Here is a 14,834-nt window from a genome sequence, read left to right as displayed (position 1 = left end):
TTTCTTCGGGAAGCTTAAACTCCTTACGCAAACGATGCCATTCACTGACCAGTTCGCCAATGGCGACGGCACTTTCACGATTATTGCTGAATTCGTTCTGCCGCTGCTCAATCAGGACAATCCGTTCAAGCTTGGGCAGGTCGCTCTTGATCTCTAGCAAAACATCGAGATAGCCAGGGGTCGTGAAGACCAGGCTGGCTTCGCAATCGCCGAGTAGGTGCTTGAGCTCGCCGGCTTTAAGGTCCTTGTCGACGGGCACAACGACACCACCAGCCAACAGGATGCCTAAATAGGCCATAACCCAGCGGGGAGAGGAGGGCGCGAGCAGGGCGGCATGGTCGCCGGCCTTGAAGTCCTGCTGCTGCAGTCCGGCGGCTATTCGGCTGGATTGTTGCCACAGGGAAGCGTAGTTGGTCTGGACCCAGTTGCCGTGGATTTTTTCCCGAAAGGCGATTTTTTCCTTATGCGCCTGGCAGCTGGCGCTGAGAAGAGCATCGATTGTTTTCACGGTGACTCCTTGCTTAACTATTTTACCTATCAATCTAGGCCTGTGGGCTGGGATAAATCAAGGATAAAAGCGGCCACAGGGGGGTGGCAAAGAGAGGCAGCCGTTCATTTCTCGAACAACGAGAATGCGTTTGCCCGGCGATACAGCCCCCTGATTCTGCTTTACAAACCGCGGTGATTTTATTAAGGTACGAGATTGCGTTTTATCTAACTTAAGTCATTAAGAAAAGAAGAATATGGACAAAAAGCTTATTCGCAACTTTTCCATCATAGCCCATATCGACCACGGCAAATCGACCCTGGCCGACCGGCTTCTCGAAGAAACCGGAACCCTGACCGCCCGCGAGAAAACCGACCAGTTCCTTGACAAGATGGAGCTGGAACGGGAACGCGGGATTACCATCAAGGCCCAGGCGGTCAGGTTGAAGTATAAGGGTGATGACGGTAATGACTACATCCTCAACCTGATCGACACGCCCGGGCACGTCGATTTCACCTACGAAGTCAGTCGCTCGCTGACCGCCTGCGAAGGGGCGCTGCTGGTGGTCGATGCCACCCAGGGGGTTGAGGCCCAGACTCTTGCCAACGTCTATCTGGCAATCGATCAGAACCTTGAAGTCTTTCCGGTGCTGAACAAGATCGATCTGCCCAGCGCCGATCCGGCGGCGGTCAAAGCCGAAATCGAGGAGATCATTGGCCTCGACACCTCGGACGCCGTTTCTGCCAGTGCCAAGGAAGGGATCGGCATTCACGATATCCTGGAATCGATCGTCAGCAAAGTGCCGGCGCCCACCGGCGACCAGGATGCTCCGCTGAAGGCGCTGATTTTCGACTCCTGGTACGACTCGTACCAGGGCGTTATCATTCTGGTGCGCATTTTCGACGGAAGCCTGAAGAAGGGCGACAAGATTCAACTCATGGCCAACAAGAAAAGCTATGAAGTTCTTAAGGTTGGGGTTTTTTCTCCGCATCCGGTAGAGATGGGCAACCTGACCGCCGGGGAGGTCGGCTTCGTCATTGCCGGGATCAAGGTGGTGCATGATGCCAAGGTCGGCGACACCATCACCCACCTGCATCGTCCGGCCGAGACGCCGCTGCCTGGCTTCAAAGAAGTCAAACCGATGGTTTTTTCCGGCCTTTACCCCATAGACACCGGGGAATACGATTCCCTGCGTGATGCCCTTGAAAAGCTGCGCCTCAACGACAGTTCCTTTTCCTTTGAGCCGGAAAACTCCCTGGCCCTGGGATTCGGCTTTCGCTGTGGATTTCTCGGCCTGCTGCACATGGAGATCATCCAGGAGCGACTGGAGCGTGAATTCGGTGTTGAACTGATCACGACAGCGCCGACCGTTGTCTACAAGGTCACTACCGTCAAGGGTGAACTGCTGCGAGTCGAAAGCGCCAACAAGCTTCCAGAAATCCAGCATATCGAGCGCATTGACGAGCCGTTCATCCTCGCCTCGATCCACGTGCCCAACGAATTTGTCGGCACCGTCCTTGCTTTGTGCGAAGAAAAGCGGGGCGTACAGCGGGAAATCAAGTACCTGACCGCCAACCGGGTGATGGTTGTTTACGAGTTGCCGCTCAATGAAATTGTTCTTGATTTCTACGACCGGCTCAAGTCGATCACCCGCGGCTATGCCTCCTTCGACTACGAACACCTCGACTATCGCGAAAGCCACCTGGTTCGCCTCAATGTGCTGATCAACGGAGACCTGGTCGATGCCCTGTCGCTCATCGTCCATCGCGACAAGGCCGTCTATCGCGGCCGCGACCTGGTTTCGAAAATGAAAGAATTCATCCCGCGTCAGCAGTTCGAGGTGGCCATCCAGGCCGCCATCGGCAACAAGGTTATCGCCCGTGAGACAGTCAAGGCGCTGCGCAAGGACGTAACCGCCAAATGCTACGGCGGCGACATCACCCGTAAGCGCAAGCTGCTGGAAAAGCAGAAAGAAGGCAAGAAACGGATGAAGCAGGTCGGCAACGTCGAGCTTCCCCAGGAAGCGTTTCTCGCCATCCTCAAGGTGAAAGAGCAGAAATAATGGCCCAATCGGCAAAAACCACTACCGCTGCAGCCGTCGTGAAAAAGCCCTGGTACCGGGAATATGCCGAGGCGCTTTTCGTCGCGGCCATCCTCGCCCTGATCATCCGAACTTTCGTCGTCCAGGCATTCAAGATCCCTTCCGGATCGATGGAAGACACCCTGCTGATCGGCGACCACCTGCTGGTGAACAAGTTCATCTACGGCGTGCAGATCCCCCTTGTTGATGGCCGTTACCTGACCATCCGCCACCCCCAGCGCGGCGATGTGATCGTTTTCGAGTTCCCCGAGGATGAGGGCAAAAGCTTCTTCCAGCGGCGGGACTTTATCAAGCGGGTGGTCGGCGTTCCCGGTGACACCATTGAGGTACGCAACAAGCAGGTGTTCGTCAATGGCGTACTGCACCAGATCCCCCAGGAGATTCACAAGGAGCCGACCGTGGTTGCCGCCGGTTTCGGTCCCCGGGATTTCATGGAACCGGTGACGGTTCCCGATGGCAGCTATTTCGTCATGGGCGACAACCGCGACCGTTCCTATGACAGCCGTTTCTGGGGCTTCGTCGCTGATGACAAGATCAAGGGCTTGGCTTTCATCAAGTACTGGTCGTGGAATTCCCTGGGCGGCTGGCTTGAAAAAATCCGTTGGAACCGCATCGGCCGGCCGATCAATTAGAAGTTGATTTCTCCCTTGTTTTCGGTTGACTTGGCTTTGCCGTTATTGCTATAGTCGCGAAAATTTGAGCATGTCCCTTTTAAGTTAATCCAGAGAGGTTAGCAAAGGTGGCGATTAATAAAAGATCCATAGTTGGAGCCTATCCAAGTACAGGTACCTTTTCGCCCGCCGGCGTGAAGGTATTTTTTTTATGCATGATATTCGACGGGAAGGAGACTCGGGCATGGTGAAAAACGAGACGGTCATTCTGGACTCCGCCGGCATCAGCCGCGCGTTGACCAGGATTGCACACGAAATCCTGGAGCGCAACAAGGGGACCTCGAACCTGGTTTTGGTCGGCATCCGTACTGGCGGAGACCATCTCGCCCGGATACTTCAGGGACGCATTGCGGATATCGAAGGGGTCGAAATTCCCCTTGGCGCCGTCGACATCACCATGTACCGCGACGACCTGGGCTCCCGCGGCAGCCTGCCGATCGGAAAAACCGACATCCCGTTCCCCCTGGATGAACAGAAGGTCATCCTGGTCGATGATGTCCTTTTTACCGGGCGCACCATCCGTGCCGCCATGGACGCCCTCATGGACATCGGACGGCCGAGGAACATCCAGTTGGCCACCCTGGTCGATCGAGGTCACCGCGAACTGCCGATCCGTGCCGATTATGTCGGGCGCAATGTGCCGACCTCCCACGATGAGTCGATTCAGGTTGAGTTTGCCGACAATTACTGCCCCGTTGAGGTTCGCCTCGTTAAACCATAAATTCCCCAGGGAGGTTTACCATGTCTTTCCGCCATAAGCACATCCTTGGCACGGAACAGCTCTCCAAAGAAGACATCGAACTGATTCTCGACACCGCTGACAGCTTCAAGGAGATCAACAACCGCGAGATCAAGAAAGTTCCCACCCTGCGGGGCAAGACCATTGTCAACCTGTTTTACGAGGCCAGCACCAGAACCCGGACTTCTTTCGAAATCGCCGGCAAACGGCTCTCGGCCGACACCATCAACATGACCGCTTCGGCTTCCTCGGTAACCAAGGGCGAAACCCTCGAGGATACCGCCAAGAATATCGAGGCGATGAAGCCTGACATCATCGTCATGCGCCACTCGGCGTCCGGCGCGCCGCACTACCTGGCCGAACGTATCGACTGCTCGGTGATCAATGCCGGCGACGGCGCTCACGAACATCCCAGCCAGGCGCTCCTCGACCTGCTGACCATCCGCCAGCACAAAGGAAAACTCGAAGGGCTCACCGTGGCGATTGTCGGTGACATCAGCCACAGCCGGGTCGCCCGCTCCGACCTGTACGCCATGACCAAGATGGGGATGAAGGTTCGCCTCTGCGGACCCGGCACCATGGTTCCCCCGGGCATCGAAAAACTCGGCGCCGAGGTCTTCAACGATATGGATGAGGCCATTGCCGACGCGGACGTGGTCATGATGCTGCGCATCCAGCTCGAACGACAGGGCAAGACCCTGCTGCCGACCCTGCGCGAATACGCGCGTTTCTACGGTCTCAACCCGACCCGGCTGGCACTCGCCAAAAAAGACGCCATCGTCATGCACCCGGGACCGATGAACCGGGGCGTGGAGATATCTTCGTATGTGGCCGACGGCGCGCAGAATGTCATCCTTGACCAGGTCGAAAACGGCGTGGCGGTGCGCATGGCGCTTTTGTACCTGGTGGCCGGCGGCGAACAGGCCGAAGTCTGATCTTTATACGATTTACCCGATAGAGAGGTGACAGATGAGCATTCTTATCAAAGGCGGCCGCGTAATCGATCCGGCCAACGGCGTTGACGATACCCTCGACCTGCTGATCAAAGATGGTAAAATTGCCAAGACCGGCAAAAACCTCGATGCCACCGGTGCCGAAGTGATTGACGCTGCCGGCAAACTGGTGGCCCCCGGCCTGATCGATATCCATGTGCACCTGCGCGATCCCGGCTACGAATACAAAGAAGATATTGTCAGCGGCACCCGCTCCGCGGCGGCCGGCGGCTTTACCTCGGTGGCCTGCATGCCGAACACCAGCCCGGTTAACGACAACAAGGCCGTGACCCTGTATATCCGCAACAAGGCTAAAGAAGAGGGGCTGGTCAACGTCTTCCCCATCGGCAGCATCACCAAGGGGCTCAAAGGGGAAAGCCTCAGTGAAATGGGAGACCTCAAGGACGCCGGCTGCGTCGCCCTGTCCGATGACGGCAAGCCGGTGTGCAATGGCGAAATCATGCGCCGTGCCCTCGAATATGCCCGCCCTTTCGGCCTGGTGCTGATTTCTCACGCCGAAGACCTGTCACTGGTCGGCGAGGGGGTCATGAACGACGGTTTCGTGGCGACCGAACTTGGTCTCAAGGGGATTCCCTGGGTCGCCGAGGATGCTGCCACCGCCCGCGACGTGATGCTGGCCGAATTTACCGGCGGCCGCCTGCATGTGGCGCATGTTTCAACCCGTGGCTCGGTCGAGATCGTGCGGGCGGCAAAAAAGCGCGGCGTCAAGGTCACCTGCGAGGCGACCCCGCATCATTTCAGCCTGACTGACGAAGCGGTGCGCGGCTACGATACCAACGCCAAGATGAATCCGCCTTTGCGCAGCGCTGAAGATGTCGCCGCGATCCGACAGGGGCTGGCCGACGGCACCATCGATGCCATCGCCACGGATCACGCACCACACCATATCGACGAAAAAAACGTCGAGTTCAATGTTGCCATGAACGGCATCGTCGGCCTGGAAACCGCTCTTCCGCTCTGCCTGCGACTGGTCAGTGAAGGGGTGCTGTCACTGGGCGACATGCTGGCCAAGCTGACCAGCGCGCCGGCCCGCGCCCTCGGCATTCCCCGCGGCACCCTCGCTGCCGGGGCTGCTGCCGATGTGTCCATTATCGACACCGAGCTGACCTGGACCGTCGAAGCCGCCAAGCTGAACTCGAAAAGTAAAAACACGCCCTTCGATGGATGGGAAATGAAGGGCGCTGCCGTCTGCACCATCGTCGGCGGCAAGGTGGTTTACCAGCGCCAGTAATCAATCAGATATCGCTACATAAAGACGGACTCAAACGTATTCAACAAGGAGCAGTACGCACAATGAAAGCAATCCTAGCCCTGGCCGATGGTCGGGTTTTCCATGGAAAATCCTTCGGCGCCACCGGGGAAATCACCGGAGAGGTGGTCTTCAACACCAGCATGACCGGGTATCAGGAGATACTCACCGACCCGTCCTACGCCGGCGAAATCGTCACCATGACCTATCCGATGATCGGCAACTGCGGAATCAACACCGAAGACGTCGAATCGTCCAAACCGCACCTGGCCGGTTTCGTGGTCAAGGAGTACAACGATTATCCCAGCAATTTCCGCTCGCAGATGAGCCTGGACGCCTATCTCAAGGAAAACGGCATTGTCGGCATCCAGGGGATCGACACCCGGGCCCTGGTCCGGCACATCCGCGACAAGGGAGCCCAGACCGGGATCATCTCTTCGGTTGACACCGACCCGGACAGCCTGGTCGAAAAGGCCCGCAAGGCCCCGTCGATCGTCGGTCGAGACCTGGTCAAAGAAGTCACCTGCCAGCAGCCCTACTCCTGGGATGAAGGGCTGTGGGAGCTCGGCAGCGGCTACCTCAAACCGACTGAACCGGCCCGCTACAAAGTGGTCGCCTACGACTTCGGCATCAAACGCAATATCCTGCGCAACCTGACCACCCTCGGCTGCGACGTCACCGTGGTTCCCGCTGAAACTCCCGCCGAAGAGGTGCTGGCGATGAACCCGGACGGAGTTTTCCTCAGCAATGGCCCCGGCGACCCGGAACCGATCCGCTATGCCCAGGAGAATATCCGCAAGATCCTCGGCAAAAAACCTATTTTCGGTATCTGTCTCGGCCACCAGCTGCTCAGCCTGGCATTGGGGGGCAAGACCTACAAGCTCAAATTCGGTCACCGCGGCGGCAACCAGCCGGTTCTGCACGGCGACGGGCACAACGTCGAAATCACCTCGCAGAATCACGGTTTTGCCGTCGATGCCTCGTCAATCACCGACAAGGCGGTGCAGACCCACGTCAACCTCAACGACAATACGGTCGAGGGGATCAGCCACAAGACGCTGTCGGCCTTCTCCGTCCAGTACCATCCCGAGGCGTCGCCCGGGCCCCACGATGCCCGCTACCTGTTCGACCGCTTTATCGAGATGATGGAAAAAGAGAAAAACCGTGATTTGTGATCGGTGATTTGTGATTAGAAATAATCACACGCACTCGACTTTTTTTAACCAATCACTTATCACCAATCACCAATAACGGAACTCACGATGCCCAAACGTACAGACATAAAAAAGATCCTCATTGTAGGCGCCGGCCCGATTGTCATCGGTCAAGCCTGCGAATTCGATTATTCCGGCACCCAGGCCTGCAAGGCTCTCAAGGAAGAGGGCTACGAGGTCGTCCTGCTCAACTCCAACCCGGCCACCATCATGACCGACCCGGGCTTTGCCGACCGCACCTATGTTGAGCCGGTCACCCCGGATGTGCTGGCCAAGATCATCGAGAAGGAGCGTCCCGACGCCCTGCTGCCGACTCTCGGCGGCCAGACGGCCCTCAACACCGCGGTGGCTGTCGCCAAAAACGGCACCCTGGAGAAATTCGGCGTCGAACTGATCGGCGCCAAGCTGCCGGCTATCGAGATGGCCGAGGACCGCACCCTGTTCAAGCAGGCCATGGAACGGATCGGCGTGGCCGTTCCCCGTTCAGGCCTGGCGCACAACTACCAGGAAGTGATGGAAGTCATAGAATATGTCGGCTTTCCGGCCATCATCCGGCCCTCTTTTACCCTCGGCGGAACCGGCGGCGGTATTGCCTATAACCGCGAGGAGTACGAGGTCATGGCCATGGCGGGGATCGACGCTTCGCCAACCGATGAGATACTGATTGAAGAATCGGTCATCGGCTGGAAGGAGTACGAGCTCGAGGTCATGCGCGATATGGCCGATAACGTGGTCATCATCTGCTCCATCGAAAACCTTGACGCCATGGGCGTGCACACCGGCGATTCGATTACCGTGGCGCCGGCACAGACCCTGACCGACAAGGAATACCAGATTCTGCGGGATGCCTCGCTGCGCATCATCCGCGAAATCGGCGTCGAAACCGGCGGGTCGAACATCCAGTTCGGCATCAACCCAAAGGACGGCCGGCTGGTGGTTATCGAGATGAATCCCCGCGTCTCCCGCTCTTCGGCTCTGGCGTCCAAGGCCACCGGTTTCCCCATCGCCAAGATCGCCGCCAAATTGTCGGTCGGCTACTCGCTCGACGAAATCCGCAACGACATCACCCAGGAGACCTACGCCTCCTTCGAGCCGACCATCGACTACGTGGTCACCAAGATCCCGCGTTTCACCTTTGAGAAATTCCCCAAGGCGGACGCCACCCTGACCACCCAGATGAAATCGGTCGGCGAGGTCATGGCCATCGGCAGAACCTTCAAGGAAAGTTTTCAGAAGGCCCTGCGTTCCCTGGAAATCGGCTCCCACGGTTTCGAGAGCCGGATTTTCGTGTCGCCAGAAAATGGCCGACGGGCCCTGTCGGAAAGCGAACTCGAACTGCTGCGCAGCAAGCTCCGGATTCCCAACTGGGAGCGCATCTGGTACGTCGGCGACGCATTTCGAGCCGGCTTCAGCATCGAAAAGATTCATGACCTGACCAAGATCGACCCCTGGTTCCTGTACCACATCCAGCAGATCATCGAGATGGAAACCCGGCTCAGCGCCGTGGACCTGGCCAGTCAAAAGAGATCGTCCGAGTTCGCTGGCCAGCTGCTGGAAGCCAAGCAGTCCGGCTTTTCCGACAAGCGTCTTGCCTACCTCTGGAAATCCAGCGAAGCGGACATTCGCCAACTGCGCCATCAGCTGGGCGTTCGTCCGGTCTACAAGCGTGTCGACACCTGCGGTGCCGAGTTCGAGGCCTTCACACCCTACCTTTACTCGACCTATGAATCCGAGTGCGAGGCCGAGCCAAGCGATCGCAAGAAAATCATGATCCTCGGCGGTGGCCCCAACCGCATCGGCCAGGGGATTGAATTCGACTATTGCTGCGTGCATGGCGTGTTTGCCCTCGAGGAAGACGGCTTCGAGACCATCATGGTCAACTGTAACCCGGAAACTGTCTCCACCGATTACGACACTTCGGACCGGCTCTACTTCGAACCGCTGACCCTGGAAGACGTGCTGGAAATCGTCGAGATTGAAAAACCGACCGGCGTCATCGTCCAGTTCGGCGGGCAGACCCCGCTCAAGCTGGCCGTTGCCCTGGAAAAAGCCGGGGTGCCGATCATCGGCACTTCGCCCGACGCCATCGACCGCGCCGAAGACCGGGAGCGCTTCCAGGTGCTGCTGCACAAACTCGGGCTCAAACAACCCGAAAATGGTCTGGCCCGCTCTTTTGAAGAGGCCGAAAAGGTCGCCGGGCGCATCGGCTACCCGGTGGTGGTTCGTCCTTCCTACGTACTCGGCGGACGCGCCATGGAGATCGTTTACGACCTCGAGCAGCTGCGCAACTACATGAAGTTCGCCGTCGAAGCTTCGCCGGAACACCCGATCCTGATTGACAAGTTCCTTGATGAGGCCACCGAAGTTGACGTAGACGCACTCTGCGACGGCACCGACGTGGTCATCGGCGGCGTCATGCAGCATATCGAAGAGGCCGGAATCCACTCCGGTGACTCGGCCTGTTCGCTGCCGCCGTATTCTCTCAACTCGGCCATCGTCGACGAAATTCGCCGGCAGACCATAGCCCTGGCCCTCGAACTGAACGTTGTCGGCCTGATGAACATCCAGTATGCCGTCAAGGGGGACACGGTCTACCTGATCGAAGTCAACCCCCGGGCCAGCCGAACCGTTCCCTTTGTCTCCAAGGCGACCGGCCGGCCGCTGGCCAAGATCGCCGCGCGGGTCATGGCCGGCAAAACCCTGAAAGAACTTGGCGTGCTGGATGAGATTATCCCGAAGCACATCTCGGTGAAGGAATCGGTCTTTCCCTTCGTCAAGTTCCCGGGTGTCGATACCCTGCTCGGACCGGAAATGAAATCGACCGGCGAGGTCATGGGGATTGACTACGATTTCGGCAAGGCTTTCGCCAAGGCCCAATTGGCTGCCAACGTCCGGCTGCCGCTGTCGGGAACGGTTTTCATCAGCATCAAGGACGAGGATAAACGGCACATTCTCGATTCGGCCCGCAAACTGGTAGATGCCGGGTTCAAAATTGTCGCCACCCACGGCACCGCCAGCTACCTCGAAACCAAGGGGGTTGCCGTCAGTCATATCAACAAGGTTAAAGAAGGCCGGCCGCACTGCGTCGACGCCCTTAAGAGCCGGGAAATACAGGCGGTATTCAATACCACCTTCGGTGCTCAGTCGGTTGAGGATTCCTATGGTATCCGCCGCACAGCGCTGATGAACAACGTCGCCTACTTTACCACCGTGGCCGGAATCAACGCCGCCGTCGACGGCATGCTGGCCATGCGGCGCGAATCTCTTGATGTCACTCCGCTGCAAGAGTATTTTCCGGCGAAATAAAAGGTTTTCTTTTTAAGCAAAAAACGTTATTTTTAAACGTCGGGCGGGGTTAACCCGCCCGATAATATTTTATTAAAAGGATCGCACATGTCCCAATCCATACCCATGACCCTTGAAGGCTACCAGCGCCTCCAGGAAGAACTCAAGAAACTGATCCGCGTCGACCGTCCCAAGGTGGTCCAGGACATCGCCGAAGCGCGTGACCATGGAGATCTCTCTGAAAACGCCGAGTACGATGCCGCCAAGGATCGCCAGGGTTTCATTGAAGGACGGATCAAGGAACTGAACGACAAAATTGCCCGTGCCCAGGTAATCAACCCGGCGGAACTCGATACCGACAAAGTGGTTTTCGGTGCGACGGTAACTATTTTCGATGTCGATTCCGGCATCGAAGTGACCTACCAGATCGTCGGTGAGGACGAGGCCGACCTGAAGCATGGCAAAATCTCGGTAACATCCCCGGTCGGCAAAGCCCTCATCGGCCACAAACTCGATGACGAAGTGCGGATCAAGGTCCCTTCGGGCCTGCGTATCTACGAAATCATCGACATCAAATACGAATAGCAAGGGAGTCACTTATGAGTCAGAAAATCACCAAAGACATGACGTTCCACCAGGTTATGCAGATGAGCCCGGAAGTTGTCAAAGTGCTCGGCCAGTTCCGTCTTGGCTGCGTCGGCTGCATGGGGGCCATGAACGAAACCCTCGAGCAGGGCGCCATGGCCCACGGCCTCGACGTCAACGAACTGCTCAAGGCGCTCAACGCCATTTTTGACAAGTAAAGGGGAGGGGAGATGTCCCTTACTCCCTCCCGACAGCGAATCACCCAACTGATGTCGACCCCCCTGGATAGCCTCCGGGGGGTCGGCCTCCGTCTCGTCGAAAAACTCTCCAAGCTCGGCCTCCATACGGTGGAGGACGCCCTTTACTCGCTGCCATTCCGTTACGAAGACCGACGTCAACTGAAAAAAATTGCCCAGCTTACGCCGGGCAACAGCGAAGTCTTTGCCGGCGAGATCACGTTTGCCGGGGAGACCTTAACCTCCCGCTCCCGCAAGAAACTTTTCGAAGTCATGGTGACCGACGGCAGCGGCCAGGTGTCACTGAAATGGTTTCATTATCGCCGCGACTGGATGAAAAAACAGTTCGTGCAAGGCCGCAGGGCTGTTTTTATCGGCGAGGTAAAACGATTCGGAGCAATCCGCGAAGTGCACCATCCCGACGTCGAATTTGTCGCGGAGGATCAGGATGCCGCTGAACTGTTGCGTAGCGACCCTCTCAGCTTCGGACGGATCCTGCCGGTCTATCCGCTCACCGAGGGGTTGTCGCAAAAAAACCTGCGCAAGATCATGAAGGATGTGGTCGACCAGTATGCGCCGGTTGCCGCTACCGCCATCCCGGCAGACATCGTTCAGCGGCAGCGGCTGCTTCCCCTGTCGGAGGCCTTCCGCCAGGCTCACTGGCCCGAATCAGACTGTTCTCTGGTTAAACTCGAACAGGGAAAGGATCCGGCCCGCCACACCCTGGTCTTTGACGAATTTTTCTTCCTCGAACTCGGGCTGGCGCTCAAGCGGCAGGGGATCGTGCTTGAAGAGGGGATCCCCTTCAACGTGGAGCACCGATACACCAAACCCCTGGCCGCGCTACTGCCGTATCGCCTGACCGCAGCCCAACGCCGAGTGCTGGGCGAGATCAAGCAGGACCTGATGGCCCCCCATCCCATGAACCGACTGGTGCAGGGGGATGTCGGCAGCGGCAAGACCATCGTTGCCTTGATGGCGGCGCTGATCGCCATTGAAAACCAGACCCAGGTGGCGGTCGTTGCCCCGACGGAAATACTGGCCGAGCAGCACTATCTTCAGTTTCACCGTTGGCTCGAAGCCCTTGGTCTGCGGGCCGCGCTGCTGACCGGTTCCCAGAGCGGCAAGGACAAGCAGGAAACCCTCAAGGCCATCAGCTGCGGTAAAATCGACCTGGTAGTCGGTACCCACGCCGTGCTGCAGGAAGGGGTCGAGTTCAGTCGTTTGGGCCTTGGCATCATCGACGAACAGCACCGTTTCGGCGTTCGCCAGCGCGGTGTTCTCAAACGCAAGGGGGTCTCCCCGCATATTCTGGTCATGACTGCCACTCCCATCCCGCGAACACTGTCGCTGACCCTGTACGGCGACCTGTCACTGTCGGTCATCGATGAAATGCCGCCGGGCCGGACTCCGGTCAAAACCAGAGTTATGACCGAGCATTCAAGGGATCGCGCCTATTCATTCATTAAAAAGGAAATAGGGCAGGGGAGGCAGGCCTACATCGTCTATCCGCTGGTGAAAGAATCGGAAAAAACAGACCTGCTGGCCGCCAGCGAGGGGGCCAAATATCTGCAAGAAAAGATTTTTCCTGCAAACACGGTTGGTTTGCTGCACGGCCAGATGAAACCCGACGAAAAAGAGGCTGTAATGGGTTCATTTAAAAACCGTGCAATTGATGTGCTGGTATCGACCACCGTCATTGAGGTGGGGATCGACGTGCCGAACGCCACGGTCATGATGGTTGAGCATGCCGAGCGCTTCGGCCTGGCTCAACTTCACCAACTGCGTGGGCGGGTTGGTCGCGGCACTGAACAGAGCACCTGCATCCTGGTGCGTTCAATGCGATGCAGCGAAGATGGCATGAAACGGCTGCAGGTGATGAGCGAAACCAGCGACGGCTTTCGCATCGCCGAAGCCGATCTCGAAATTCGCGGACCGGGCGAGTTTCTCGGCACCCGGCAATCGGGGCTGCCGGACTTTCGGGTCGCCAATCTGCTCAAGGATGGTCGAGTTCTCGAGGAAGCCCGCAGAGAGGCTTTTCAGCTCGCTGCCGAACCTGATTTCATGACCAACCAAAAATATGAAGAATTACGGGTGGTTCTCATGGAGCGATGGGGCACTCGGCTGGAGTTGGCCAGCATCGGTTGACCCCGAAAAAAGACGGCGTCCAAATTTGCCCTGTAATCGATTTGTTCGTCAGGGGGCAGGCCTCGGTATGGGTCCTTTTTTGCTGATAACGATCCCCAGGGGGGCTGACAAGTTTTGCAGACGAATCGGCTCGTTGCTCCAAGCTTATCCCCGTACAAAGATGGAAATATCCAGACACGTTTCTTTGTTTACATAATATATCGTAAATGGCGAGTGAATAAAGTGAGACTAATGAAGGGGGGAGGGGGCAACTAGATAAGTTGACAGAACGTAAAGGATTACATAGAATCACAGACAAATCCCCTGAAACTGTGAGAGGTTGCGGGCGGATTGGCACCATCGAAACTCGGAGCTGCAACTCTGGGTTTCGACTTTTAAGGACCCTCGGAGCTGCAACTCTGGGGGTCTTTTTTTAATGAATCAGGGGCTGCAACCCCTGACGCATTAATTAAGGAATAAGTTACTTTTTCGGGAACATCAGGTCAAGCTGTTGTGAGTCTCCGAGGACTTCAAATTCAGTATTGAGATGTTCAAGGTGTTGCTGAATTACCCAGGAAGCAGTCCCGCGAGGGTAGCCCTTTTTAGCCAGATTATCCTGAAATTCCTTCCAAACATCCGCATCGAGGGACAGGACAACTCGGGTTTTGTTACTAGCAATCATCGGCTTATTCCTTTCATGTTCACCCTGTGTGCATGTGGTGTGACACAAATAGCACGCCAACTGTTGTCGGTCAAGCCTTTTTTTCGATGGGTTCGGGAAGTCTTTCCGTCAAAGGGGGTTCGCTTGTTCCCCTCTCAGGACAAAGCCCCTGTCTGGCAGAGCCAGAGCAAGGGCCTTTTTGTCCCGAGGGGTCCCCATGCGCTCCGCACGCGCGGCCCCCTTTGAAACTTCTGCGGTGGTTATTTTTGCAGTTTTTTGGTTGTTGAATAGAAACCTTGCTCTTTGTGTTCTTCATCCGCGCAGCATGATTGACCATACGGGGAATTATCAGCAGTAAACCGAATGTCCGATTTATCATTGATTTTACGTCCACAATGATGACAGTAGTAGAAATCCATCTTTTTCACCTCCTTTCCGGGTATTTGATAGCTGAACTATTACGGGG

The 14,834-nt window shown here is 56.9% G+C and carries 13 protein-coding genes; 10 read left to right on the top strand and 3 right to left on the bottom strand.

From position 1 onward, the window contains the following. Positions 1–508 (bottom strand): AMP-binding protein (locus ABYV89_RS07120; protein WP_432822253.1); only part of this gene is annotated, 508 nt, incomplete at its 3' end. Between the two features lie 235 nt (positions 509–743). Here ABYV89_RS07120 and lepA point away from each other — a divergent pair. The 10 genes from lepA (at position 744) to recG (ending at position 13,728) form a co-directional block, all read left to right on the top strand. Then, a complete protein-coding gene (gene lepA, locus ABYV89_RS07115) occupies positions 744–2,549 on the top strand; it encodes a translation elongation factor 4 (protein WP_432822252.1) in 1,806 nt (601 codons plus the stop codon). Beyond that, complete coding sequence (lepB, locus tag ABYV89_RS07110) at positions 2,549–3,220, top strand: signal peptidase I (protein ID WP_432822251.1); 672 nt, start codon at positions 2,549–2,551, stop codon at positions 3,218–3,220. The genes lepA and lepB overlap by 1 nt, the downstream gene beginning before the upstream one ends. A 226-nt stretch (positions 3,221–3,446) precedes the next feature. Continuing rightward, complete coding sequence (gene pyrR, locus ABYV89_RS07105) at positions 3,447–3,980, top strand: bifunctional pyr operon transcriptional regulator/uracil phosphoribosyltransferase PyrR (RefSeq protein ID WP_432822254.1); 534 nt, start codon at positions 3,447–3,449, stop codon at positions 3,978–3,980. Between the two features lie 20 nt (positions 3,981–4,000). Beyond that, complete coding sequence (locus ABYV89_RS07100; protein WP_432822250.1) at positions 4,001–4,933, top strand: aspartate carbamoyltransferase catalytic subunit; 933 nt, start codon at positions 4,001–4,003, stop codon at positions 4,931–4,933. A 34-nt stretch (positions 4,934–4,967) separates the two neighbouring features. After that, complete coding sequence (locus ABYV89_RS07095; RefSeq protein WP_432822249.1) at positions 4,968–6,242, top strand: dihydroorotase; 1,275 nt, start codon at positions 4,968–4,970, stop codon at positions 6,240–6,242. Between the two features lie 62 nt (positions 6,243–6,304). Beyond that, positions 6,305–7,435, top strand: coding sequence for a glutamine-hydrolyzing carbamoyl-phosphate synthase small subunit (gene carA / locus ABYV89_RS07090; RefSeq protein WP_432822248.1), 1,131 nt, complete (start codon positions 6,305–6,307; stop codon positions 7,433–7,435). A gap of 87 nt (positions 7,436–7,522) precedes the next feature. After that, on the top strand, positions 7,523–10,780 hold the full coding sequence (gene carB, locus ABYV89_RS07085) for a carbamoyl-phosphate synthase large subunit (RefSeq protein WP_432822247.1): 3,258 nt from the start codon (positions 7,523–7,525) through the stop codon (positions 10,778–10,780). Positions 10,781–10,867: 87 nt separating this feature from the next. Further along, positions 10,868–11,344 (top strand): transcription elongation factor GreA, encoded by a 477-nt coding sequence (greA, locus tag ABYV89_RS07080; RefSeq protein WP_432822246.1) that lies wholly within the window; start codon positions 10,868–10,870, stop codon positions 11,342–11,344. Positions 11,345–11,358: 14 nt separating this feature from the next. Then, positions 11,359–11,562: a DUF1858 domain-containing protein gene (locus tag ABYV89_RS07075; protein WP_432822245.1), complete on the top strand. Its 204-nt coding sequence runs from the start codon at positions 11,359–11,361 to the stop codon at positions 11,560–11,562. A 12-nt stretch (positions 11,563–11,574) separates the two neighbouring features. After that, positions 11,575–13,728: an ATP-dependent DNA helicase RecG gene (gene recG, locus ABYV89_RS07070; RefSeq protein ID WP_432822244.1), complete on the top strand. Its 2,154-nt coding sequence runs from the start codon at positions 11,575–11,577 to the stop codon at positions 13,726–13,728. A gap of 460 nt (positions 13,729–14,188) precedes the next feature. On the opposite strand, the gene ABYV89_RS07065 is transcribed toward recG, so the two are convergent. Continuing rightward, the gene (locus ABYV89_RS07065; RefSeq protein ID WP_432822243.1) at positions 14,189–14,389 is read right to left on the bottom strand and encodes a hypothetical protein; all 201 of its coding nucleotides are present in this window, start codon (positions 14,387–14,389) and stop codon (positions 14,189–14,191) included. 239 nt (positions 14,390–14,628) lie between these two features. Beyond that, complete coding sequence (locus ABYV89_RS07060) at positions 14,629–14,787, bottom strand: hypothetical protein (protein WP_432822242.1); 159 nt, start codon at positions 14,785–14,787, stop codon at positions 14,629–14,631. Positions 14,788–14,834: the final 47 nt, after the last annotated feature.

Source organism: Trichloromonas sp. (assembly GCF_041583255.1).
In the GTDB taxonomy this organism is placed as follows: domain Bacteria; phylum Desulfobacterota; class Desulfuromonadia; order Desulfuromonadales; family Trichloromonadaceae; genus Trichloromonas.
This window is presented reverse-complemented; position numbering and strand designations above follow the sequence as displayed.

Bases quoted from the DNA above. Each gene is read 5' to 3' on its own strand.
- carA (WP_432822248.1), top strand. From the start codon at position 6,305: ATGAAAGCAATCCTAGCCCTGGCCGATGGTCGGGTTTTCCATGGAAAA.
- ABYV89_RS07075 (WP_432822245.1), top strand. From the start codon at position 11,359: ATGAGTCAGAAAATCACCAAAGACATGACGTTCCACCAGGTTATGCAG.
- ABYV89_RS07060 (WP_432822242.1), bottom strand. From the start codon at position 14,787: ATGGATTTCTACTACTGTCATCATTGTGGACGTAAAATCAATGATAAA.
- ABYV89_RS07100 (WP_432822250.1), top strand. From the start codon at position 4,001: ATGTCTTTCCGCCATAAGCACATCCTTGGCACGGAACAGCTCTCCAAA.
- ABYV89_RS07065 (WP_432822243.1), bottom strand. From the start codon at position 14,389: ATGATTGCTAGTAACAAAACCCGAGTTGTCCTGTCCCTCGATGCGGAT.
- lepA (WP_432822252.1), top strand. From the start codon at position 744: ATGGACAAAAAGCTTATTCGCAACTTTTCCATCATAGCCCATATCGAC.
- carB (WP_432822247.1), top strand. From the start codon at position 7,523: ATGCCCAAACGTACAGACATAAAAAAGATCCTCATTGTAGGCGCCGGC.
- ABYV89_RS07095 (WP_432822249.1), top strand. From the start codon at position 4,968: ATGAGCATTCTTATCAAAGGCGGCCGCGTAATCGATCCGGCCAACGGC.
- lepB (WP_432822251.1), top strand. From the start codon at position 2,549: ATGGCCCAATCGGCAAAAACCACTACCGCTGCAGCCGTCGTGAAAAAG.
- recG (WP_432822244.1), top strand. From the start codon at position 11,575: ATGTCCCTTACTCCCTCCCGACAGCGAATCACCCAACTGATGTCGACC.
- greA (WP_432822246.1), top strand. From the start codon at position 10,868: ATGTCCCAATCCATACCCATGACCCTTGAAGGCTACCAGCGCCTCCAG.